The following is a 23276-nucleotide window of genomic DNA, read 5'->3' on the forward strand; positions in this document are numbered from 1 at the left end:
CCCGGCCGTCACTGCCGCACCGACTTCGGGTCGAGCCGGTCCCGCAGCCCGTCGCCGAGCAGGTTGAACCCGAGCACAGTCAGGGCGATCGCCAGTCCCGGCCACAGCATCACCGCCGGCTGCAGGTACAGGTACGGCTGCGACTCCTGCAGCATCCGCCCCCACGACGGCGTCGGCGGCGGGGTGCCGAACCCCAGGTACGACAGCGCCGCCTCGGCGAGCACCGCGATCGCGAAGGTCACCGACGCCTGCACGATGAGCGCGCTCGAGATGTTCGGCAGCACGTGCCGCCGCGCGATCGTCGCCGGCCGCCGGCCCGCCGCCCGGGCGGCCAGGATGTAGTCGTGGGCGGTCACCTGCCGGGTGCCGGCCCGGGCCACCCGCGCGAACGACGGCGCCGAGCCGAGGCCGAGCGCGACCATCGCCGTCACCGTCGAGCCACCCCACACCGCCGCGAAGACGATCGCCAGCAGCAGCGCCGGAAACGCCAGCAGCACGTCGTTCCCGCGCATCAGGACCTCGTCGGTGCGACCGGGCCGCAGGCCGGCGGCCACCCCGACCGGGATGCCCAGGGTCGCCGCGATCGCCGTCGCGACGAACCCGACCAGCAGTGTCGTCCGCGCCCCCACCAGCAGCGCACTGAAGATGTCGCGGCCGAAGTCGTCGGTGCCGAGCCAGTGCGCCGCGCTCGGGTGCAGCATCCGGGAGGCGGGGTCGACGACGGTCGGGTCGTAGGGCGTCCACACGAAGGAGACCAGCGCCGCAAGGAGCACCCCGGTGATCAGCACCGCTCCCGCCACCAGGCTGCCGGACGCCCTCTTCACGCCCTACTCCTCATGCGGGGATCGATCGCCGTGTAGACGATGTCCACCAACAGATTCAGCAGCAGCACCATCAGGACCAGCACCATCACGATGGACTGCACCTCCGCCATGTCCCGCTGGCTCACCTTGTCCAGCAGCAGACTGCCCAGTCCCGGCACCACGAACACCCGCTCGACCACCACCGCGCCGATCAGCAGCGTGGTCAGCTGCAGGCCCGCGACCGTGACGACCGGGATCGCCGCGTTGCGCAGGCCGTGCCGCAGCAGCGCGTGGGTCCGGGTCAGGCCCTTGGCCCGCGCCGTGCGGAGGTAGTCCTTGCCCATCTCGTCGAGCACCGCCGACCGCACGTACCGGGTCAGCACCGACCCCTGCACCAGCCCGAGCGCCAGCGCGGGCAGGGCCAGGTAGGACAGGAACCCGCCGATCCCCTCGATCGGGGCCTGCCAGCCGCTGGACGGCAGCCAGCCCAGCTCGACGGCGAAGACGGTGGAGAGCAGCACGCCGGCGAGGAACGCGGGGATCGCGATGCCGACCTGACTGATCCCGCCGATCAGCACGCCGTCGGGCCGGCGGCTGCGGACCGCGGCGGCCACCCCCAGCGGCAGCGCGATCACCAGCGCGACCACCATGCCCGCCGCGACCACCCAGAGCGTCACCTGCAGCCGGTCGAAGATCTCCGGGCCCACCGGTTGCCGGGTGAGGTACGAGGTGCCCAGGTCGCCGTGCAGCATCCCCCCGACCCAGTCCAGGTACTGCCGGTACAGCGGCCGGTCCAGGCCCATCGCCACGCGTTCGCGGGCCACGTCTGCCTCGGCGGCCTGCACGCCCAGCGCGATCCGGGCCGGGTCGCCGGGCAGCACCGAGAGCAACGCGAACACCAGGACGGACGCGACAGCGGCGGTCATCGCGAAGATCCCGAGCCGCCGGAGCAGTGCGAGCGCCATCCCGCTACCCGCGCCGCACCGGTGCGAGGTCGAGCGCGAGGCTCGTGGCGTTGCGGGGCAGTCCGGTCAGGTCCGAGTCCGCCACCACCAGCAGGGGGAACAGGAACAGCCAGTCCGCGGCGGCGTCGTCCGTGACGGTCCTGGCCACCTCCCGCATCCGCTCGACGTACCCGGCCTCGTCGGCGGCGTCGGCCTCGGCAACCAGGCGGGTCACCTCCGGATTGTCGTAGCCCCAGTAGAACTTCGGATTCGCGAAGGTGACGATGTCGTGCGGCTCGGAGTGCTGGATCACCGACATCTGGTAGTCGTGGCGGGCGAACACCTTGTCCAGCCAGACCGCGGGGAACTCGACGGGCTCGGTGCGCACGTCGAAGCCGACCTGCTGCAGCTGCGAGGCCACCACCTGCGCGGCGGCGCTCGCGTACGGGAGGTTGGGAACGCTGAAGCGCACCACGGGGTTCGGGGTGCCCGCCTCGGCGAGCAGCGCCCGCGCCCGGTCCGGGTCGAACGGGTAGACGCCGGTGAGGTCCTCGTGCCACGGGTCCGTCGGCGGGACCATAGACCCGATCAGCTCGCCGTATCCCGCATAGGCGGTGTCCCGCACCGACTTCCGGTCCACCGCGTACATGACCGCGCGGCGCACCCGCACGTCGTCGAACGGCGCGACCGCGCCGTTCATCGACAGGGTGACCTCACCGTTGGTGGTGCCCTGGGTGACCCGGAACCGGTCGTCACCGGCGAACTGGGCGAGCAGCTGCGGCGCACCCAGGCTGTAGACGACATCGACTCCCCCGCTGCGCATCGCGTTGGCCTGGGCGGTGGCGTCCGCGAAGTAGCGCAGCCGAACGGTTTTCATCCCCGGCGCCGGCCCCCAGTACCGGAGGTTCGCCGCGAGGACCAGCTCCGAGCCGGGGTTCCACCGCACCACCGTGAACGGCCCGGTCCCGACCGCGGTGGTGGCCAGGTGGCTGACGCCGTCGGGGGTGAACATGGCGCCGACCGGGCCGGTCATCGCGAAGAGCCACTCGTTGCTCGGCCGCCGCAGCACCACCCTCGCCACGTGCGGGTCCGGGGTCTCGACCCGGTCCACCACCGCCATCGTGGCGGGCGAGTTGGCGGTCCACTCGGTCTTGACCCGGTCGATGCTGAACTTGACGTCGCCGGAGTCGAAGGCGTCCCCGTTGCTGAACACCACGTCCTCGCGGAGGGTGAAGTCGTAGACGGTGCGGTCGTCGCTGACGGTCCACGAGGCGGCCAGCTGCGGGGTGATCACGCCGTTGTCGTCGAGCCGGACCAGACCCTCGTACACGTTGCCCAGCAACGCCTGCGGGATCGCGGCGCCCGCGGTGCGGGTGAAGTCGAGGTTGTCCGGCTTCGCGGTGAGCGCGACGGTGAGCGTGTCCGGGCCGCCGGCCCCGGAGAGCCCGGCGCCCGCCGAGCACCCCGTCGCCAGCACCACCACGGCGACGGCCGGGGCGACGGCAGCCGCCAGCCGTCCGCCCCGCCGCACTGTCATGCGTGCGATCTTGCCACCCCAGGTCAGGCGTGCGCGGCGCGCCACACCGAGGCGAGCATCGACTCGCCCATGCCCTCCAGCGTGGTCCGGTGCACCCGGCGCGGACCCGTCGGCACGTCCACCTCGCACGGCACCACCAGTACCGCGCAGCCCGCGGCCACGGCGGCCGCCGCACCGGTCGGCGAGTCCTCGATCGCCAGGCACTGTGCCGGCTCGAGGCCCAGCAGGGCCGCGGCCCGCAGGTACGGGTCCGGCTGCGGCTTGCCGCGGGGCACCTCGTCGCCGCACACCGTGACGTCGAAGTGCTCGCGCCCCAACGTGTCCAGCGCCTGCTCGGCGAGCTCACGCTCGGTGTTCGTCACCAGCGCGGTGCGCAGCCCGCTCGCGCGGACCGCACGCAACGCGTCGCGGGCCCCGGGCCGCCACGGGATGCCCAGTGCGAACAGCTCGGTGACGCGGGCGTTGATCCAGTCCCCCGCGCCGGCCACCGCGGTGGGCGTCGGCTCCAGGTCCAGCGCCGCGAAGATCCGCGCCAGCGCGTCGGGCGCGGAGGCACCGAGGACCGCGTGCCGCATCTGCTCGGTCATCACCCCGCCGAGCTCGGTCGCGAGCTCGCCCATCGCCACGTCCCAGAGCTTCTCGGAGTCGAGCAGCGTGCCGTCCATGTCCCACAGCACACCCTCGAGCGTGCCCCCGACGACCGCCGGGTCCGCCAGTACCAGGTCAGGCATTGAAGTACTTGGCCTCCGGGTGGTGCAGCACGAACGCGTCCGTGGACTGCTCGGGATGCAGCTGCAGCTCCTCCGACAGCTTCACCCCGATGCGCTCCGGCTCGAGCAGCGCGACCAGCTTGACCCGGTCCTCGAGGTCCGGGCAGGCGCCGTACCCGAACGAGTAGCGGGCGCCGCGGTAGGCGAGCTTGAAGAACTCCTCGACGTCGGCGGGGTCCTGCTCGGCGAGGTTGTGGCCGTCGGGCAGGGTCAGCTCCTCGCGGACCCGGCGGTGCCAGTACTCGGCCAGCGCCTCGGTCAGCTGCACGCTGATCCCGTGCACCTCGAGGTAGTCGCGGTACGAGTTGGCGGCGAACAGCTCGTTGGCGAAGTCCGCGATCGGCTGGCCCATCGTCACCAGGTTCATCGGCAGCACGTCCACCTGCCCGGTCTCACGGGCCGCGGCGCGCGAGCGCACGAAGTCCGCGATGCACAGGAACCGGTCCCGCTGCTGACGCGGGTAGGTGAACCGGAAGCGTTCCGGCGCATCGGGTTCCGGCTCGGTGAGCACCACGATGTCGTCGCCCTCCGAGACGGCCGGGAAGTACCCGTACACCACCGCGGCGTGCGCCAGGATGCCGTCGGCGGCGAGCCGGTCCAGCCAGTACCGCAGCCGCGGGCGGCCCTCGGTCTCCACCAGGTCCTCGTAGGTCGGTCCGTCGCCGGCCCGCTGGCCGCGCAGGCCCCACTGGCCCAGGAACAGGGCGCGCTCGTCGAGCAGCCCCGAGTACTCGGCGACGGCGATGCCCTTGACGACGCGGGTTCCCCAGAACGGCGGCGTCGGCAGCGTCACATCGGTTGCCACGTCGGACCGTTCGGGCACCACGACCGGCACCTCGGCGGCCTTGCGCGCCTCGGCGATCCGCTTGGACCGCTCGTGCCGCGCCTTGCGCTCGGCTGCCTTCTCCTTGGCCGCCAACGCCTCCGGGCTGTCCGGGTCCGGGCCGCCGCCGCGCTTGGTGGACATGATGTCGTCCATCAACCGCAGCCCCTCGAAGGCGTCGCGGGCGTAGGACACCTCACCGTGGTAGACGTCGGCGAGGTCGTTCTCGACGTAGGAGCGGGTCAGGGCCGCGCCGCCGAGGAGCACCGGGAACTGCTCCGCGACCCCGCGGGAGTTCAGCTCCTGCAGGTTCTCCTTCATCACCACGGTCGACTTCACCAGCAGACCGGACATGCCGATGACGTCAGCGCGCTTGTCGACGGCGGCCTCGAGGATGGTCGCGATCGGCTGCTTGATGCCGAGGTTGACCACCTCGTAGCCGTTGTTGGACAGGATGATGTCGACGAGGTTCTTGCCGATGTCGTGGACGTCGCCCTTGACGGTCGCCAGCACGATCCGGCCCTTGCCGTCCTCGTCGGACGCCTCCATGTGGGGCTCCAGGTACGCCACCGCGGCCTTCATGACCTCGGCGGACTGCAGCACGAACGGCAGCTGCATCTGGCCGGAGCCGAACAGTTCGCCGACCGTCTTCATGCCCGAGAGCAGCGTCTCGTTGATGATCGCCAGCGGCGGTACCTCGGTCATGGCGGCGTCGAGGTCCGGCTCGAGCCCGTTGCGCTCGCCGTCGACGATGCGCCGTTCGAGCCGTTCGAACAGCGGCAGCGCGGCCAGTTCCTCGGCCCGGGTCTCGCGCGCCGACGCCGCGGAGACGCCCTCGAAGAGCTCCATCAGCCGCTGCAGCGGGTCGTAGCCGTCGCGGCGACGGTCGTAGACCAGGTCGAGGGCCACCTCGCGGTGCTCGTCGGGAATCCGGGCCATCGGCAGGATCTTCGACGCGTGCACGATCGCGGTGTCCAGGCCGGCCTCGGTGCACTCGTGCAGGAACACCGAGTTGAGCACCTGGCGCGCGGCCGGGTTGAGCCCGAACGAGATGTTCGAGATGCCCAGCGTGAAGTGCACCTCCGGGTACATCTCGTGCAGCTGCCGGATGGCCTCGATGGTCTCGATGCCGTCGCGGCGCACCTCCTCCTGACCGGTGGAGATCGGGAAGGTCAGCGCGTCGATGATGATGTCGGACTCGGCGAGGCCCCAGTTGGCGGTGATGTCCTCGACCAGCCGCCGCGCGATCCGGACCTTGTGCTCGGCGGTGCGGGCCTGGCCCTCCTCGTCGATGGTCAGGGCGACCACGGCGGCGCCGTGCTCCTTGACCAGCCGCATGATCTTCTGGAACCGGGAGTCCGGGCCGGCGCCGTCCTCGTAGTTCACCGAGTTCACGGCGCTGCGGCCGCCGAGGTGCTCGAGACCCGCCGCGAGCACCTCCGGCTCGGTGGAGTCGAGCATGATCGGCAGCGTGGACGCGGTCGCGAGCCGGCTGGCCAGCGCGGCCATGTCCAGTACGCCGTCCCGTCCCACGTAGTCGACGTTCAGGTCCAGCATGTGAGCGCCGTCGCGGGTCTGGTCCTTCGCGATGTCGATGCACTTCTGGTAGTCGCCGCTGATCATCGCGTCGCGGAAACCCTTGGAGCCGTTGGAGTTCGTGCGCTCGCCGATCACCAGGATGCTGGCGTCCTGCTCGAACGGGACGGACGCGTAGAGCGACGAGGTGCCGGGTTCCGGCGCGGGGGTGCGCTGCGCCTTCTCGACCAGGCGGACCGCCTCGGCGACCGCGGTGATGTGCTCGGGGGTGGTGCCGCAGCAGCCGCCGACCATCGACAGCCCGTACTGGGAGACGAAGCCGCTCAGCGCGACCGCGAGTTCCTCGGCGGTCAGCGGGTACTCGGCGCCGTTGCGGCCGAGCACCGGCAGGCCGGCGTTCGGCATCACCGAGACCGGCAGCGTCGAGTGCTTCGACAGGTGCCGCAGGTGCTCGCTCATCTCGTCCGGCCCGGTGGCGCAGTTGAGACCGATCATGTCGATGCCGAGCGGCTCGAGCGCGGTCAGGGCCGCGCCGATCTCGCTGCCCAGCAGCATGGTGCCGGTGGTCTCCACGGTGACGTGGGTGATGATCGGGATCCGGCGACCGGCCTGGTCCATCGCGTGCTGGCTGCCGATGATCGCGGCCTTGACCTGGAGCAGGTCCTGGCAGGTCTCGACCAGGATCGCGTCCGCGCCCGCGTCGATCATGCCGAGCGCGCACTCGGTGTAGGCGTCGCGCAGCACCGCGAAGGGCGCGTGGCCGAGGGTCGGCAGCTTGGTGCCCGGCCCCACGGACCCGAACACGAAGCGCGGCATGCCGTCGCGGCCCGGGCCCATCTCGTCCGCGACCTCGCGGGCGATGCGGGTGCCCCGCTCGGACAGGTCACGGATCCGGTGGGAGATGTCGTAGTCGGCGAGGTTCGGGAGGTTGCAGCCGAAGGTGTTCGTCTCCACGGCGTCGGCGCCGGCCTCGAAGTAGGCGGCGTGGATGTCGCGCAGCACGTCAGGCCGGGTTTCGTTGAGGATCTCGTTGCAGCCCTCGAGCCCGAGGAAGTCGTCGAGGGTGAGGTCCGCTGCCTGCAACATCGTTCCCATCGCACCGTCGCCGATGACAACGCGCCGCGTGAGCGCATCCAACAGGCCGGAATTGAATGGGGTAGACATGCCGTCCACAGTAGTGGGCGGACTAAATCACCCTGGTCGTAGGCTGGGTGGGTGAGTCCAAGCGAACCCCCTGTCACGCCCGACGGCCGTCATTCCTCCCCCGACGGCGACGCGGTGGTGCTGCGAAATCCGATCCTGGTCGCTGCGTTCGAGGGCTGGAACGACGCGGGCGACGCGGCCAGCGGCGCCGTCGAGCACCTGGAGCTGATCTGGGACGCGCGCCCCCTCGCGGAGCTCGACTCGGAGGACTACTACGACTACCAGGTCAATCGGCCCACGGTGCGGCAGGTCGACGGGGTGACCCGGGAGATCGAGTGGCCGGCCACCCGGATCTCGGTGTGCTCGCCGCCCGGCAGCGACCGCGACGTCCTGCTGCTGCGCGGCATCGAGCCGAACATGCGCTGGCGCAGCTTCTGCGACGACCTGCTCGAGATCATCGAGGACCTGGGCGTGAGCACGGTGGTGATCCTCGGCGCACTGCTGGCGGACACCCCGCACACGCGCCCGGTCCCGGTGACCGGCACCGCGTACAACTCCGAGTCGGCGGCCCGGTTCAACCTGGAACAGACGCGGTACGAGGGGCCCACCGGGATCACCGGCGTGCTCCAGGACGAGTGCGTCAGGGCCGGGGTCCCGGCGATCTCGTTCTGGGCCGCGGTACCGCACTACGTCTCGCAACCGCCGAACCCGAAGGCCACGATGGCGCTGCTGCAGCGCGTCGAGGACGTGCTCGACGTCGAGGTACCGCTCGCGGAGTTGCCCGCCCAGTCCGAGGACTGGGAGCAGTCGATCACCGAGATGACCAAGGACGACGAGGAGATCAGCGAGTACGTCCGCTCGCTCGAGGAACGCGGCGACGCGGAGGTGGACATCTCCGAGGTGATCTCGAAGATCGACGGTGACGCCATCGCCGCCGAGTTCGAGCGGTACCTGCGGCGGCGTGGGCCTGGGAGTTTCGGCGGTCTGTGAGATCTCGACTTCAACGCGGCGCGCTCTACGCCGGCGGCTTTCTCGGTCCGTTCGGTGGTGGCGTCGTCATCAGCATGCTGCCCGAGATGGGCGCAGACCTCGGTGTCAGCGCCGCCACCGCGGCGTCCACGGTGACCGCGTACCTGCTGCCGTTCGCGGCCCTGATGCTGGTCTCGGGCACCTACGGGGCCCGGTGGGGCCGGTTGCGCACCGTCCGGGTCGCCTACGGCGGCTATGTACTCGCCTCGCTGCTGTGCGCGCTGGCCCCGACCTTCGAGGTGTTCCTCGCCGGGCGGGTGCTGCAGGGCGCCGGCAACGCCTTCACCACGCCGCTGCTGCTCGCAGCGCTGGCCGCGGTCACCCCGCGCGCCAAACTGGGCCGGGCCCTGGGCACCTTCGGTGCGTTGCAGGCCGCGGGCATGACCACCGCGCCGATCGTCGGCGGGCTGGCCGCGGAGTTCGAGTGGCGACTGGCCTTCGTCGTCATCGCGGCGGTCGCGCTCGCGCTGGGTGCGGCGGGCCTGCCCGCCAGCAGCGAGCACGCGACCACCGGCCCGCCGCCCCGGCTCCGGGACGCACTCGAGCCGACCGTGCTGCGGATCGGCGTGGTGTCGATGCTCGGCTGGGGCGCCCTCGGTGGCGTCAACTTCCTGATCGCGTTCCGGGCCGAGGACGCATTCGGCCTCGAACCCGCGTCACGCGGGCTGCTGCTCACCGGATTCGGCATCGTCGGCATGCTGGCCGCGCGGCCGGTGGGCGACCTGATCGACCGGTACGGCGCGCGCACCGCGGTGCTGGTCGGCTCGATCGGCGGTGCCGCGACGGTCATCGCCACGGGACTGGTGGGCTCGATCGCCGTCGTCGCGGTGGCCTGGGCGCTGGCGGGCGCGGCCTCGCAGCTCGTCCTCGTCGGGGTGAACGCCTCGATCCTCGCCGGCACCGGCGCCAACCGGGGTGGCGCGGTGTCGGTGGTGCAGGCCTTCAGGTTCGGCGGCGGTGCGCTGGCCCCGCTGCTGCTGACGCCGCTCTACTCGGTCAGCCCGGCCGCGGCGTTCCTGGTGCCGACGACGGCGCTCGCGGTGCTGGCGCCGCTGCTGATGCCGCGAAACGGACACACCGCCGCACCGGAACGGAATTGACCGGCGGGTCCGGTGTGCAAAGGCGCGCGCACTCGGCCGTCATCCACTAACGTCTGACCAAGATCGGGGATCCATCATTGAACTGGTGACCAGGTGCTGGGCACCTCGGAACGCGACCGAACGGATGATGATTTCATGACGGATAATCGCAAGCCACGTCGGAATCGCAAGGTAGTTGCCACCCGCGCGCTCGCCGTTGCCGGCGCGGCACTGCTCGGGATCACGCTCGGCGGCGGGACCTCGTCCGCAGGAGTCGACAACGCGAACAGCATCTTCGACGACCACGGCAACCGGCTCGAAGTCAGCCAGGGCGACACCTCGATCCAGCCCGTCGCGCCGCTCGACAGTTCACCGTTGAGCCGGGAGTTCTTCCACAACGGCTACGCGCAGGCCCGCATCGAGGGTCCCGGCGCCGCGGACGCCAGGGGCAGCAAGCTGACCTTCGGCTACCAGGTCGGCTACCCGGTCGCCCTGACCGGCGCCTCCATCCAGCTGAACACTCCGGGCCTCGGGTTCGAACTGGAGCAAACCAACGGCATCGTCCTCGGCGACCTCACCGACGACTTCGCGCTCGGACTGGGGTTCGAGAACCGCGGTGAGCTTCTCGGCGACATCATCCCGCAGCAGAACTTCATCTTCGACCTCCAGCCGGGCGGCATCACCGACGTCCCGGTGGTCAAGGACAAGGAGTTCGACGGACCTGCGGCCAAGATCCGCATCGGCGGGGTGCAGGGCAGCGTCTCCGGAGCGATCGGGCAGACCACGATCCGCCCCTACGCGCGGCTCGAGACCGCCGACGGCAACATCGTGATGACCTACGGCATGCCGGTCCCGCTGTAGCCACCCGAAGGTGTCCGACCGCGTCCCGGGACCGTCACGGTCCCGGGACGCGCCGCGTTTCCGGGCCGTCGACCCGCCCCGGGACACGCGCTCCCTGCCGGTTGACCACGCGAGTGTCCCGCTCCCCTAGGCTGTTCCCGGTGAGCGATTCCGGTACCGCCGACCTGGCAACCCGTGACACGTTCGTCCGCGACGACCGGCTGCGGTTGTTCTCCTTCGCGACCGCGGAGAAGCGGGCGGACTACCTGTGGGTGTTGCGCGCGTTCGACCATGCCCGGGCGAACTACGTGGTGCTCCTGCACGGCGCCGAGGTTGCCGACCGGCTGGCCACGATCGCGGCAGACGACCCCGCCGGCCGGCTGACGGCCGCGGAGATCGGCCCCCTGCTCGAACAGTTGCACCAGTGGGGCGTGCTCGAACGAAGCTACGACGGCTCCCGCGCCGCGACCCTCGCCGAGTACCGCAACCGGCACTTCGTCTACCAGTTCAGCCAGCTCGGCTACCAGACCTTCCGCGCGGTCGAGGACGTGCTCGGCGCCCGCGGCGACGACGCCTCGCTCTCCCGCCTGGCGCTGCCGGACCTGCTGGCCGACATGAACGAACTCGCGGAGGCCAACCGCACGGCGGACGGCGACCTGATCTACCGCAAGCTCAACCGCCTGGACTCGACGCTCTCCGAGATGGCCGCCCGGGCCGCGCAGTTCTACCTGACGCTCGGCGACCTGGTCCGCACCACCGAGATCACCCCGGAGTCGTTCCTGACGCACAAGGACGCACTGCTGACCCACATGCGGGAGTTCAGCTCCGACCTGGCCCGCTACGCGCCGAAGATCGCGCACGCCATCGCCGAGGTCGAGGCAACCGGCATCGAACGGCTGCTCGCCCGGGCCGCCGCGAGCGACGAACGGATGTTCCTGCCGGTCGAGGAGCGGGAGGCGGACTGGGCCGCGCGCTGGCGCGGCCTGACCCAGTGGTTCGTCGCCGCCGAGGCCGGACTCAGCGAGTCCGAGCGGCTGCGTGAGGGCACCATGAGCGCCATCGCGGCCGTGCTCGCGCTGCTGCGCCGGGTGACCGAGACCCGCCGCGGCGGGGTGAGCCGGGAGAGCCAGCTGCGCCACCTCGCCGGCTGGTTCGCCGCGACCCCCACCGAGGACGCGGCGCACGCGCTGTACCGGTCCGTATTCGACCTCGGCCAGCCCCGGCACCTGTCGATGCTGCACCCCGACGCGGACGTGATCCCGCAGTCGCGGTCCTGGTGGGACGCGCCGCCGGTGGAGATCTCCCGCACCCTCGCCGAGACCGGGCGCACGCCTTCCACCGGCCTGCCGGGGCGGGTGCAGCGCAACGACGCCGGCATCCGCCGTCTCCGCGAGCGTCAACTCGACCAGCAGCGGGCCCGCAGCGTCGCCGCCGCGTCCCTCGCCGCGGGCGGCGTCTACGAGCGGACCCTCGACGAACAGGAGACGCAGGTGCTGCTCAGCCTGCTCAACGCCGCGCTCACCGCGCGGGTGCCGGTCAGCGGCCGGGTGGCCAGCTCCACCGGATCGGACAGCGGGGTGCGGCTGACGCTGACCCCGCACACCGAGTCGACGACCGTCCGCACCGCACGCGGCAGCCTGCACCTGGACGGGCTGCGGGTGAGCGTGCAGTGAGGGCGCACGAGATCTCACCGCTGGCCCTGGACTCCTACCAGCGTGCGGCCCGGGTGATCCTGGCCAACCACCTCGTCACCGCCACCTACCCGGACCGGGTGGCGCTGCCGCTGCTGCGCCGCTGGGCCACCGAACTGCGCGACGACCTGCTCGAGCTGTTCGGGTACCGGCTCGAGGTCACCGAGACGACGGCCCGGCTGTTCACCGTCGCGGACCGGCTCGACGCCACCACCCCCGCCCGCACCGGCACCGACCGCGACTTCGACCGGCACCGGTACGCCTATCTGGCGCTGTGCCTCGCGGCCCTGGGACGTGCGGGCAACCAGATCACCCTCTCCGAGCTCGCCGACCACGTCGCCGCCGACGCCGCCCAGGTGGACGGCGTCGACCTGTCCACCGAGCGGGCCGCGGACCGGGACGCCTTCGTCGACGCCGTCGGGTGGCTCACGGCCCGCGGCGCGATCGCCCTCGCCGACGGCGACGCCACGGGGTGGGCCGCGAATCCCGCTGCGGGAGAAGCGCTCTACGACATCGACCGCTCCGTGGTGGTGGCGCTGTTCCGGCCGCACCGGGCACTGCAGCACCTCGTGTCCGTCGAGGGGTTGGTGGCCGGCGGTGCCGACGCGCCGCCGAACGCCGAACACGCCACGGACGTCCGGGAGACCGCCCGCCGGGTGCGCCGCGCGCTGGTGGAGCGGCCCGTGGTGTACGCCGCCGAGCTCGACGACGACGAGGCCCTCCAGCTGGCCCTGCCCCGCACCGCCGCGGACGTGGAGAAGCTGACCGGTCTGGTCGCCGAGCGCCGCGCCGAGGGCATCACCCTGATCGACTCGTCCGGCCGGCTCTCGGACCTGAGGTTCCCCAGCACCGGCACCGTCGCGCAGGTGGCCCTGCTGCTGGCCGGGGAGATCGCGGACCGGGTGCTCGATCCCGATGCCCCCGAGCCGGTGCGGCTGCCGCTGCCCGAGTCCCGGCACTCGGACCTGGTGGCGCAGTTGGACTCCGCCATCCCGGACGCCGGCATCTTCCGCGGGCTCGCGGACGAACCGGAGGAGCCGGAGACCGACGCCGTGGCGGCCGAGACCGAGTACCGGGAGCCGCCGCGGTACCCGCTGATCGAGGACAGCTGGATCGACGCGGCGGTGGCCGAGCTGGTCCGACGGTTCGGGCGCACCTTCGCGGCGCAGTGGCAGGCGGACCCGGACGGGCTGCGGCGCCGTGCGGTCGAGCTGCTGGACAAGCAGATGTTGGTGCGGCGCACCGACGGTGGGGTGCTGGCGCTGCCCGCGCTGGCGCGGTACCGCGGCGTGGTGGTGACGGTGCGCGAGCGCGCCGCCCAGCCCGACCTGTTCGACGTGCACCCCGGCTCGCCACAGTCCGGTTCCCCGCAGTTCCGTTCCACCGACCCCAGCCCCGCAGAGAAGTAGAGGCAGATTCGCATGGCACGCGCGCGCTTTCGTCCCACCCGGGCCGGGATCATCAACCTGTGGGACTACCGCGACCAGGAGTTCTCCTTCGCCGACGGGCGGCTGGTGCTGCGGGGGCCCAACGGCTCGGGCAAGACCAAGGCGCTCGAGGTGCTGTTCCCGTTCGTCCTCGACGGTCGCATCGAGCCCCGCCGGCTGAACCCGTTCGCCGGCGAGGAACGGACCATGAAGTCCAACCTGCTCTACCGCGGACAGGACAGCGCGCACTCGTACGTCTGGATGGAGTTCGCCCGCGGGCCGCAGGACGACCCGGAGGCCGTCACGGTGGGCATCGGGATGCGCGCCACCCGGCAGAACGACAAGGTCACCCGGTGGCACTTCGTCGCCGAAGGCCGAGTGGGAGTGGACTTCTCGCTGCTCGGCAGCGACGACCGCCCGCTCACCAAGCGCCAGCTCGCCGACCAGCTCGGCACCGACGCGCTCACCGACCGTCCCACCGACTACCGGGCCGCGATCGACGCCCGGCTCTTCGGCCTCGGCGCCGAGCGGTACGACCAGCTGATCAACCTGATCCTCACCCTGCGCCGACCGCAGCTGGCGAAGAACCTCGACCCGAAGGGCCTGTCCCAGGCCCTGACCGACGGTCTCCGGCCGCTCGACGAGCATCTGGTGCTCGAGGCGGCCCGGTCCTTCAGCGACATGGAGGAGGTGGGGCGCGCGCTCGAGGGTCTCGCGGCGGCCGACCAGGCGGCACAGGACTTCGTCACGGTGTACCGCAAGTACCTGCGCCAGCAGGCCCGCGCCGACGTCGAACAGGTCTCCCGGCGGCTCGAGTCCGTCGAGCAGGGCATCGGCACGCTGTTCGACGCCGCCGCCCTGCAGGCCCGGCGCCAGGAGGAGCGGCTCGCGGCGGAGGAACGGTTGACCGCCGCCGAACGCGACCTCGAGCAGAGCCGGTCCGACCTCGAGACGCTGCAGCGTTCCGGCGCGTACGAGGGCAAGCAGCAACTCGACGACCTGGCCGCGGTGGTCGCGCAGCTCAAGCTCTCCACCGAGCAGCAGTCGGACAAGGCCCGCAAGGCGCAGGCCAGCCTCGAGCAGCGGGCCGGCGAGTCGGACCGCTCCGCCGCCGCCGTCTCCGCCGCCACCGCGGCCCTGGCCCGGGCCGAGGACGAACTGCAGTCCGCCGCCGAGGACGCCGGCATCGTCTGGACGCCGCTGCCCGACGCCGCGCGCACCGACCAGCTCACCGCCGCCGTGCGTGCGCACGCCGAGGAGCGCGACGGCGACGTCCGCGTGGTCCGGGAGGCACTGGCCACCGTCGACAAGGCGAGCACCGAACGCACCCGCGCGGACCGCGCCGCGGACCGCGGCCGGGAGCTGCTGGACGCCGCCCGGGCCGCCGTCGTGGAGGCCGAGGCCGGCGCCCAGCTGGCCCGGTCCGAGTGCGCGAAGGCGCTGCGCACGTGGTGGACCCGCAACTCCGCGACCTATGYGTCGATCGGGGTGTCGAGCGAGATGTTCGTGGCCCTGCACGACGCGGTCGCGGACGTCGGCGACGACGACTCCCCCAGCCTGGCCGCGCTGCTGGCCGAGCACACCGAGGAGGGCCTCGACGCCGTCCGGTTCCGGCGTCAGCAGGCCGGCGCGGACGCCGCGCAGGCGGCGGCCACGGTGGCCGCACTGACCGCCGACCGTGACCGGATCGCCGCCGAGAGCGACGATGCACCACCGGCTTTCGCGGCCCGCACCGGCTCGCGCGAGCACCTGTCCGGCGCCCCGCTGTGGCGGCTGGTGCGGTTCGCCGACGACGTGGACCCCGCGGTCGCCGCCGGCGTCGAGTCGGCGCTGCAGGCCGCGAACCTGCTCGACGGCTGGGTGTGCGGCGACGACGAGGCACCGGACGAGGCGTCCGAGCAGTACCTGGTGCCGTTGCCCGCCGACCGCCGCCCCGACGGCCCGACGCTGGCCGACGTGCTGCTGGTCGAGGCCGACGCCGGTGTTCCCGAGGGCCGGGTCGAGGCGCTGCTGGCGTCGATCTCGCTGCGCACAGCCGGCGACGAGTCCGGCTCGTCCGACACAGCCGTCGCGGTCGGACACGACGGCCGGTTCTGGCAGGGCGTGCAGCAGGGCCGCCACACCAAGACCGACGCCGAGTACATCGGCGCGACCGCCCGGGCGCGGCGCCGCGAGCTGCGGCTGGCCGAGTTGGACGCCGCCCTCGAGGCCGCCGAGGCAGCCCGCGAGGCCGCCCTGCACACCCAACGCGGAACGGCCGAGCTGATCACGGCGGTGGCAGCGGCGGCGAAGTCGCTGCCGCGCGCCACCCCGGTGCTGGCCGCGCTCAAGGCGGTGACGGAGTCGGCGGGCGCGCTGCGGACCCGTTCCGAGGCCGCGGCGTCCTTGCAGCGGGAGCTGGACCAGGCCATCGCCGACCTCGGCGCCAAGGAGAAGGCGTTGCGGTCCACCGCGGTCGCGCACCGGACCCCGCACCTGGCCCGGGACCTCGACTCCCTGGCGGCCGCCATCGGGCACTTCGAGAAGCAGGGCGAACTGGTGCTGCGGTGCCGCCGCGAGCACGCCAAGGAGGTGGAGCACCTGCGCGAGGCCGACGACCGGCACGCCGAGGCGCGCGGCATCGCCGAGGAGCATGCCGAGGAGTCCGCGATCGCGGAGGAGAGCTACGCCCAGCAGGTGCAGCGGCTGGACATGCTCCGGGACCTGCTCGGCGCGAACGCCGACCAGATCGACGCGGACCTCGAGAAGGCCCGGGCGCGGATCGAGGAGTGCAAGGTCGAGCAGCGGGCGGCGCGCAAGGCCAGCGACTCGGCGGTCGAGGAGATCGGCAAGTCCGCGGGCGCCCACCACACCGCGGTCGAGACCCTGCGCAGCGCGCTCACCGAGGCCCGCGCCGACGCCGACCGTCTCGCCCCCTATGCGCGCCGTGACCTACTCGAGCTCATCGGCGTCACCGACACCCACTCCTGGCCCGCGAGTGCGGCGGCGTGGCTCAGCGCCGACCAGCTGGTGTACCGCATCCAGAACGAGGACGGCCCCGGCTCGGGGACGTCGGTGCTGCCGCCGGAGGTGCACGCGCTGCACTCGGCGATGGCGGACGCGACCGCGTCGGTCAAGGTCAGCGACGGCGCCCGCAAGGCCACCCGGACGGCCCTGACCTCCGCGCTGCAGGACTTCGACGCGCAACTCGCGGCGGCCGGCCAGGACTACCGGCTGCAGTGGGACGCACCCGACGGACTGACCACGGTGCGGGTGCAGGACGAGCAGGGCTACTCCTCGATCGGCGAGTTCGCGGCCCGGATCGGCGGCGCGCGGGCCGACCAGGAGCAGCTGCTCACCGAGTCCGAACGGCGCATCCTCGAGGACGCGCTGCTGACCGGGCTGGCGCAGCAGATCCACGAGCGGACCGTCGACGCCCGCGAGCTGATCGGCCAGATGGGCGCGGAGATGCGCGAGCGGCGCATGTCCTCCGGCAGCACCATCGGTGTGCACTGGGTGCTGGCGGACAACCTCGACGACAACTCGCGGGCCATCTCGAAGCTGCTGGACCGGGACGCGTCGGGCCTCGGCCCGGACGAACTGGCCACGATGCGTGCGCATTTCGCGGCGCAGATCCGGATCGCGCGGGCCGCGCACCCCGAGCGGTCCTACCCGGAGATCCTGTCGACGGCCCTGGACTACCGCCGCTGGCGGGTGTTCTCGTTCACCTTGATCGGCGGCGACGGCAGCGAGGACCGGCTGACGGTGGCGCGGCACGGCGCGCTCTCCGGTGGCGAGCAGTCGGTGTCGTTGCACCTGCCCCTGTTCGCGGCGGCGCACGTGATGCTCTCGTCCGCCGACCCGCACTCCCCCCGGCTGCTCGGGCTCGACGAGGCGTTCGCGGGTGTCGACGACAACGGCCGCAGCGAGTTGCTCGGGCTGAGCGTGCAGTTCGACCTGGACCTGTTCATGACCGGTTACGACCTGTGGGTGACCTACGCCGGGGTCCCGGGGTGCGCGCACTACGACCTGGCGCACTCGACGGCGGAGCAGACCGTGAGCGCCGCGTTGCTGGTGTGGTCCGGCGGCGAACTGCTGGCCGAGCACGACGGCACCGACCTCGCGCAGGCGCTCGGCTCGCCGCTGCGCCGGCGGATGCTCGCACCGGCCGAGGGAGGGCTCGAGTTCGCGCCGGCGTAGGCGGCTCCTCGCGCAGCTCACGCGGCCCCGTGGCGCGGCGCACGTGACACAGGTCACCCACTGCACCTAACGTGGCCCAATCACGACAATGTGAGCTGGGCCACAGAAGGAGCAATCTTGAAGACCAAGGCAGCTGTACTCCGCGGTGTCGGCGAGGACTGGAAGGTCGAGGAGGTCGACCTCGGGGATCCCGTGGACGGCGAGGTCCAGGTTCGCCTGACCAGCTCCGGGATGTGCCACTCCGACCACCACCTGCGCACCGGGCACAGCCCGGTCCCCTTCCCCGTCGTCGGCGGTCACGAGGGCGCGGGCATCGTCACGAAGGTCGGCCGGGGCGTCAGCCGGCTCGCCGAGGGCGACCACGTCGTCACCGCGTTCATCCCGGCCTGCGGCGTGTGCAAGCCGTGTTCGATGGGTCTGCAGAACATCTGCGACGAGGGCGCCGGACTGCTCACCGGGCTCTCGATCGCCGACAAGACGTACCGGGTCACCCAGGACGGCGTGGGTCTCACGCAGATGTGCCTGCTCGGCACCTTCTCCCCCTACATCACGGTCAACCAGGCGTCACTGGTCAAGGTGGAGGACGACATTCCGCTGAAGTCGGCGGCGCTGCTCGGTTGCGGCGTCGCCACCGGGTGGGGATCGGCGACCGAGGCCGGCGGCACCAAGGTCGGCGACACCGTGGTGGTGGTCGGGGTCGGCGGTGTCGGCATCAACTCCGTCCAGGGCGCGCACGCCGCCGGTGCCCGGTTCGTCGTCGCGATCGACCCGGTCGAGTTCAAGCGGACCGAGGCGATCCGGTTCGGCGCCACCCACGCCTTCGCCTCCATCGAGGAGGCCGCCGCGACGATCGGCGAGATCACCTGGGGCGAGATGGCCAACGTCACGGTCATCACCGTCGGCGAGATCACCGGCGACATCATCGCGCCCGCGATGAGCATCACGGCCAAGGGCGGCACCGTCGTGGTGGTCGGCATGGGCGACTACGCCGACACCAACGTGACCCTGAGCCTGTTCGAGCTGACCCTGCTGCAGAAACGCCTGCAGGGCGCGATCTTCGGCGGCATCGGGCCGCGCACTCAGATCCCGGCCCTGCTCAACGAGTACCGCAGCGGCGCGCTGAAACTCGACGAGCTGATCACCCGGACGTACACGCTCGAGGAGATCAACCAGGGCTACGACGACATGCTGGCAGGCAGGAACCTGCGCGGCGTCATCGAGTTCACCGACGCCGACTACTGACCGCCGACCGACCAACGGAGCAGGCAGACATGAGCACACATCCTTTCGACCAGCTGTACATCGGCGGGCAGTGGGTCCCCTCCCAGGGAACCGCGAGCATCGACGTCCTCAACCCCGCCACCGAGGAGGTGATCGCCGCGATTCCGGACGGCACGCCCGCCGACGTGGACGCCGCGGTCGCCGCGGCCGGGGCCGCGTTCGAGGACTGGTGGCACACCCCGGTCGACAAACGCGCCACCTACCTGCGGGCCGTCGCGCAGGGCCTGATCGACCGCGCAGACGAAGTCGCGCAGACGATCTCGGACGAGATGGGGTCCCCGCTCTCGTTCGCGGCGGCGGTGCAGGTGCCGATGCCGATCAACAGCTTCCTGCACGCCGCCGAGGTGGCCGAGTCCTTCGAGTTCGAGACCGCGCGCGGCAACTCGCTCATCGTCCGCGAACCGGTCGGGGTCGTCGGCGCGATCACCCCGTGGAACTACCCGCTGCACCAGATCGCGGGCAAGGTCGCCTACGCGCTCGCCGCCGGCAACACCGTCGTCGTCAAACCCAGCGAGGTGGCGCCGCTCGACGCCTGGCTGCTGGCGGAGATCGTCGACGCCGTCGGCCTGCCCAAGGGGGTGTTCAACCTGGTCAGCGGCACCGGACCGGTGGTCGGCGAGGCCATCGCCTCGCACCCAGACGTCGACCTCGTGTCCTTCACCGGGTCCACGCGCGCCGGCACCCGGGTCAGCGAACTGGCCGCCCGCACCGTCAAGCGGGTCACCCTCGAACTCGGCGGCAAGAGCGCCAACGTGGTGCTCCCCGACGCCGACCTCGACGCGGTCGTGCCGCACGCCGTGCAGATGGCGTTCCTCAACTCCGGCCAGACCTGCTCGGCGCTGACGCGCCTGATCGTCCCCCGGGACAGGCTCGCCGAGGTCGAGTCCGCGGTCAAGGCCGCCGCGGAGTCGGTCGCCGTCGGCGAACCCGCCGACGCGGGAACCGTGCTCGGCCCTCTGGTCTCGAAGACGCAACTGGACCGCGTCCGCGGCTACATCGACCGCGGCGTGGCGGAGGGCGCCACCCTTCTCACCGGCGGCAGCGGACCGCTCCCCGGACTGCCGGCCGGGTACTACGTCAAGCCGACCGTGTTCTCGGATGTGACCCCGGACATGACGATTCACCGGGAGGAGATCTTCGGGCCGGTCCTCTCGATCGTCCCCTACGACACCGAGGACGAGGCCGTCGCCATTGCCAACGACACCGACTACGGCCTCTCGGGCGCGGTGTGGTCGCGGGACGTCGACCGGGCCCGCGCGGTGGCCGGACGCCTGCGGACCGGTCAGGTCGCGGTCAACGGCGGTGCGTTCAACCTGAACGCACCGTTCGGTGGCTACAAGCAGTCCGGCAACGGCCGCGAGTTCGGACCCGACGGCCTCGCCGAGTTCCTGGAGACGAAGTCCATCCAGTTCTGACGCTCGTCCCTAGCGCTCGTCCGCCATGTACTGCGCGTACCAAACCGGCCAGTTCGGGTCCGCCTGCCCGATCTGTTCCTCGTGCCTGCCGTGCGCGGCGGCCGCGCGGCGCAGCGCCTCCGCCAGGTCGGCGGCGGAGGCGTAGGCCACCGGACCGGAGGTCACCACCCGGCCGGGTTGCCGGGTGGTGACCTCCTGCACGAACCAGGTGTTGCCGTCCGGGTCGGCGAAGGACAGCCACGAGCAGTAGCTCAGGCGGTCCGGGTCCGGCCCGGGGACCCGTCCGGTGGCCCCGGCGTGGTGGTACACCCCACCGGTGTCGTGGAAGACGTCGCTGACCGGCGCACCGCGGCTCGCCAGGTCGGCCCTGGCCGCCTCGATGTCGGTCACCACGAGCTGCGGGCCGTCCGCCGAGCCGGGGGCCGCCGAGGTGACACCGGTGCCGAAGATGACCGAGCAGGCCGAACCCGGCGGTGTCAGCTGCACCACCCGGAAATCCCGGCCGGTGGTGACGTCGGCGTCCTCACGCCACCCGAGCGACTGGTAGAAGTTCTTGGCCCGGTCCACATCGGAGACCGGCAAGACCACGATCTCGAGCTTCATGTCCACGGCAACCACTCCTCCGTTGCTGCCGGCCGATGTCACCGCCGGCCGATCTCACTCCGATTGGCCCGAGATCCACACTCCCACCACGAAACGCTGAAAGTCCATCACCCGTAGCACCTCGAAGGAGATGGCGACCGGCCGGGCGATGGTCATCGCGACGGATGGGCATTACGCTCGAAGCATCGACGCCGAATGCCGGTGGCCCCGTCAGGACGGGACGCGCCGCGGCGGTCCGGACCGTCTCTGCACCCAACTCCTGGCGAGTATCTCTGCCGCGCACGACATCTCGTACGGTCCTCCGACCCGCGTTGATCACGCCAGGGAGGAGATATTCGTCATGGCCAGTATCCGGTCCGTCCAGGTAGACCAGCCCGGCGCCGAACTGCACCTCACCACCCGCGAGATTCCCGACCCCGGTCCGGGTCAGGTGCGGGTCACCGTGGAGGCCTGCGGCATCTGTCACTCCGACGACGCGTTCGTCACCAACGCCCTGCCCGGCGTGACCTTCCCGGTGACCCCCGGCCACGAAATCGCGGGTCGCATCGACGCGGTCGGCGAGGCGGTCGCCCGCTGGCGCCCCGGGGATCGGGTGGCGGTCGGCTGGTTCGGCGGCGCGTGCCTGTACTGCGACCCGTGCCGTGACGGGGACTTCATGCACTGCGAGAGCCTCCAGGTTCCCGGCTGGCACTACCCGGGCGGGTACGCCGACGCGGTGGTGGTGCCCGCCACCGCGATCGCCCGCATCCCCGACGAGTTCACCGCCGCCGAGGCCGGGCCCATGGCCTGCGCCGGGGTGACCACCTACAACTCGCTGCGCCGGAGCTCGGCCCGGCCCGGCGACCTGGTCGCGGTCCTCGGCCTCGGTGGCCTCGGGCACCTGGGCGTCCAGTTCGCGGCGAAGATGGGTTTCGACACGGTGGCGATCGCCCGCGGCCCGGACAAGGAACCGCTTGCCCGCCAGCTCGGCGCCCGGCACTACATCGACTCCACCACGCAGGACGTCGCCGTCGAGCTGCTCGCTCTGGGCGGGGCCCGGGTCGTCCAGGCCACCGCCGCCAACTCCGCGGCCATGGCCGCCACCATCGACGGACTCTCCGCGGACGGCGAACTGATCGTCATCGGCGCCGTCCCGGATCCAATCCCGGTCAGCCCCCTCCAACTGATCTTTCAGTCACGCGCGGTGCGCGGGCACCCGGCCGGCACCGCCCGCGACGTCGAACGGACCCTGGACTTCGCGGCCCTCACCGGCATCCGTCCCATGATCGAGCAGGTCCCGCTGATCGACGCGCCGGCCGCGTATCGCCACGCCCTCAGCGGCAAGGCCCGATTCCGCGTCGTCCTGACGACCGGGCTCTGACCGCTACGAGCCGTTGGCCGCCGCGACGATCGTGTCGGCCACCACGCCGGGCTGCGAGACCAGCGCGACGTGCGAGGCCTGGACCTCGCTGGTGTGCGCGTGCATGCGGGCGGCCATGAACCGCTGCGCCGCCGGCGGGATCACCGTGTCGCCCGCCGAGACCAGGTACCAGCTCGGGGTGTTCGACCACGACGTGGGCCCGGACGGTTCGAGGTTCGCCCACAGGGCGATCGAGCGCTGGTGGGCGAGCATGGTCGCGGCGACACTGTCGCTGACGTCGGGCGCGAACACCTGGTGGAAGTATGCGTCGGCGATGTAGCCGTCGAGGTTCTTGCCGCCGATCGCGTGCGCGTCGTCGACGACCTTCACCTGCAGGGCCGGCGGCAGGAGTTGGCTGCCCGGGAATCGGATCGGGTCCAGTGCCAGCTGAACCGGCTCGCCCTGCGCCGGGCCGAAGGCCGCCACGTAGACGAGCGCCCGCACATTCGGGTTGTGGGTGTTGGTGATGACCGCGCCGCCGTAGGAGTGCCCGACGAGCACCACCGGGCCCGAGATGCCGGCGAGCGTCTTCTCGATCGCGGCGGAGTCGTGGCCGGGCCCGCGCAGCGGGTTGTCCGGTACGACGACGGTGTAGCCGCGGCCCCGCAGATTCGCCGCGACGCCGTCCCAACTGGTGGTGTCGGCGAACGCCCCGTGCACCAGCACGATCGTGGGCAGCGGTTTCGCGGCCGCCGGGACCGCGGTCGTCACGGCGGCCATGATCACCAGCGCCACCATGGCGAGGGCCGACCTGGCGAGTTGGGTGATTCTCATGAG

Annotated in this window: 16 protein-coding genes; 9 read left to right on the forward strand and 7 right to left on the reverse strand. The window is 71.9% G+C overall.

Translation table 11 applies throughout. The annotated features are described in order from the left end of the window. Positions 1-8: 8 nt before the first annotated feature. From AC1DU4_RS12260 to metH, 5 genes are read right to left on the reverse strand one after another with little or no spacing between them, the layout of a single operon-like run. Positions 9-824, reverse strand: a complete 816-nt coding sequence (locus tag AC1DU4_RS12260) for an ABC transporter permease (protein ID WP_477840143.1) — start codon at positions 822-824, stop codon at positions 9-11. Then, complete coding sequence (locus AC1DU4_RS12265) at positions 821-1768, reverse strand: ABC transporter permease (RefSeq protein ID WP_477840145.1); 948 nt, start codon at positions 1766-1768, stop codon at positions 821-823. The genes AC1DU4_RS12260 and AC1DU4_RS12265 overlap by 4 nt, the downstream gene beginning before the upstream one ends. A 4-nt stretch (positions 1769-1772) precedes the next feature. After that, positions 1773-3284, reverse strand: coding sequence for an ABC transporter substrate-binding protein (locus AC1DU4_RS12270; protein ID WP_477840146.1), 1512 nt, complete (start codon positions 3282-3284; stop codon positions 1773-1775). Positions 3285-3307: 23 nt separating this feature from the next. Continuing rightward, positions 3308-4015 carry an HAD family hydrolase gene (locus AC1DU4_RS12275; RefSeq protein ID WP_477840148.1) on the reverse strand — a complete coding sequence of 236 codons (708 nt, stop codon included), beginning with the start codon at positions 4013-4015 and terminating at the stop codon, positions 3308-3310. Beyond that, positions 4008-7577, reverse strand: a complete 3570-nt coding sequence (gene metH / locus AC1DU4_RS12280; protein WP_477840150.1) for a methionine synthase — start codon at positions 7575-7577, stop codon at positions 4008-4010. The genes AC1DU4_RS12275 and metH overlap by 8 nt, the downstream gene beginning before the upstream one ends. Positions 7578-7628: 51 nt before the next feature. On the opposite strand from metH, the gene AC1DU4_RS12285 reads away from it, so the two are divergent. The 8 genes from AC1DU4_RS12285 (at position 7629) to AC1DU4_RS12320 (ending at position 20497) form a co-directional block, all read left to right on the forward strand. Next, positions 7629-8546 (forward strand): PAC2 family protein, encoded by a 918-nt coding sequence (locus tag AC1DU4_RS12285; protein WP_477840152.1) that lies wholly within the window; start codon positions 7629-7631, stop codon positions 8544-8546. After that, the gene (locus AC1DU4_RS12290; RefSeq protein ID WP_477840155.1) at positions 8543-9685 is read left to right on the forward strand and encodes an MFS transporter; all 1143 of its coding nucleotides are present in this window, start codon (positions 8543-8545) and stop codon (positions 9683-9685) included. Before AC1DU4_RS12285 ends, AC1DU4_RS12290 begins: the two co-directional genes overlap by 4 nt. A 135-nt stretch (positions 9686-9820) precedes the next feature. Further along, positions 9821-10525: an MspA family porin gene (locus tag AC1DU4_RS12295; RefSeq protein ID WP_477840156.1), complete on the forward strand. Its 705-nt coding sequence runs from the start codon at positions 9821-9823 to the stop codon at positions 10523-10525. Between the two features lie 200 nt (positions 10526-10725). Continuing rightward, entirely contained in the window at positions 10726-12177 is a 1452-nt protein-coding gene (locus AC1DU4_RS12300; protein WP_477840204.1) for a TIGR02677 family protein, read from the forward strand. Next, positions 12174-13604, forward strand: coding sequence for a TIGR02678 family protein (locus AC1DU4_RS12305; RefSeq protein WP_477840158.1), 1431 nt, complete (start codon positions 12174-12176; stop codon positions 13602-13604). Before AC1DU4_RS12300 ends, AC1DU4_RS12305 begins: the two co-directional genes overlap by 4 nt. Positions 13605-13616: 12 nt before the next feature. Next, positions 13617-17801: a TIGR02680 family protein gene (locus AC1DU4_RS12310; RefSeq protein WP_477840160.1), complete on the forward strand. Its 4185-nt coding sequence runs from the start codon at positions 13617-13619 to the stop codon at positions 17799-17801. A 117-nt stretch (positions 17802-17918) separates the two neighbouring features. Further along, the gene (locus AC1DU4_RS12315) at positions 17919-19043 is read left to right on the forward strand and encodes an NDMA-dependent alcohol dehydrogenase (protein ID WP_477840162.1); all 1125 of its coding nucleotides are present in this window, start codon (positions 17919-17921) and stop codon (positions 19041-19043) included. Between the two features lie 29 nt (positions 19044-19072). Then, positions 19073-20497 carry an aldehyde dehydrogenase family protein gene (locus AC1DU4_RS12320; protein ID WP_477840164.1) on the forward strand — a complete coding sequence of 475 codons (1425 nt, stop codon included), beginning with the start codon at positions 19073-19075 and terminating at the stop codon, positions 20495-20497. A 9-nt stretch (positions 20498-20506) separates the two neighbouring features. On the opposite strand, the gene AC1DU4_RS12325 is transcribed toward AC1DU4_RS12320, so the two are convergent. After that, positions 20507-21100, reverse strand: a complete 594-nt coding sequence (locus AC1DU4_RS12325) for a VOC family protein (RefSeq protein ID WP_477840206.1) — start codon at positions 21098-21100, stop codon at positions 20507-20509. Positions 21101-21440: 340 nt separating this feature from the next. Between AC1DU4_RS12325 and AC1DU4_RS12330 the strand changes: the two genes are divergently transcribed. Next, positions 21441-22460: an alcohol dehydrogenase catalytic domain-containing protein gene (locus tag AC1DU4_RS12330; RefSeq protein WP_477840166.1), complete on the forward strand. Its 1020-nt coding sequence runs from the start codon at positions 21441-21443 to the stop codon at positions 22458-22460. 3 nt (positions 22461-22463) lie between these two features. Here AC1DU4_RS12330 and AC1DU4_RS12335 read toward each other — a convergent pair whose 3' ends face one another. Continuing rightward, positions 22464-23273, reverse strand: a complete 810-nt coding sequence (locus tag AC1DU4_RS12335) for an alpha/beta hydrolase (protein ID WP_477840168.1) — start codon at positions 23271-23273, stop codon at positions 22464-22466. Positions 23274-23276: the final 3 nt, after the last annotated feature.

It is taken from the genome of Rhodococcus sp. P4_F5, assembly GCF_056401315.1.

Excerpts from the sequence above, each read along its gene's own strand:
- AC1DU4_RS12265 (WP_477840145.1), bottom strand. The coding sequence starts at position 1,768 with ATGGCGCTCGCACTGCTCCGGCGGCTCGGGATCTTCGCGATGACCGCC.
- AC1DU4_RS12270 (WP_477840146.1), bottom strand. The coding sequence starts at position 3,284 with ATGACAGTGCGGCGGGGCGGACGGCTGGCGGCTGCCGTCGCCCCGGCC.
- AC1DU4_RS12275 (WP_477840148.1), bottom strand. The coding sequence starts at position 4,015 with ATGCCTGACCTGGTACTGGCGGACCCGGCGGTCGTCGGGGGCACGCTC.
- metH (WP_477840150.1), bottom strand. The coding sequence starts at position 7,577 with ATGTCTACCCCATTCAATTCCGGCCTGTTGGATGCGCTCACGCGGCGC.
- AC1DU4_RS12295 (WP_477840156.1), top strand. The coding sequence starts at position 9,821 with ATGACGGATAATCGCAAGCCACGTCGGAATCGCAAGGTAGTTGCCACC.
- AC1DU4_RS12320 (WP_477840164.1), top strand. The coding sequence starts at position 19,073 with ATGAGCACACATCCTTTCGACCAGCTGTACATCGGCGGGCAGTGGGTC.
- AC1DU4_RS12325 (WP_477840206.1), bottom strand. The coding sequence starts at position 21,100 with ATGAAGCTCGAGATCGTGGTCTTGCCGGTCTCCGATGTGGACCGGGCC.
- AC1DU4_RS12330 (WP_477840166.1), top strand. The coding sequence starts at position 21,441 with ATGGCCAGTATCCGGTCCGTCCAGGTAGACCAGCCCGGCGCCGAACTG.
- AC1DU4_RS12335 (WP_477840168.1), bottom strand. The coding sequence starts at position 23,273 with ATGAGAATCACCCAACTCGCCAGGTCGGCCCTCGCCATGGTGGCGCTG.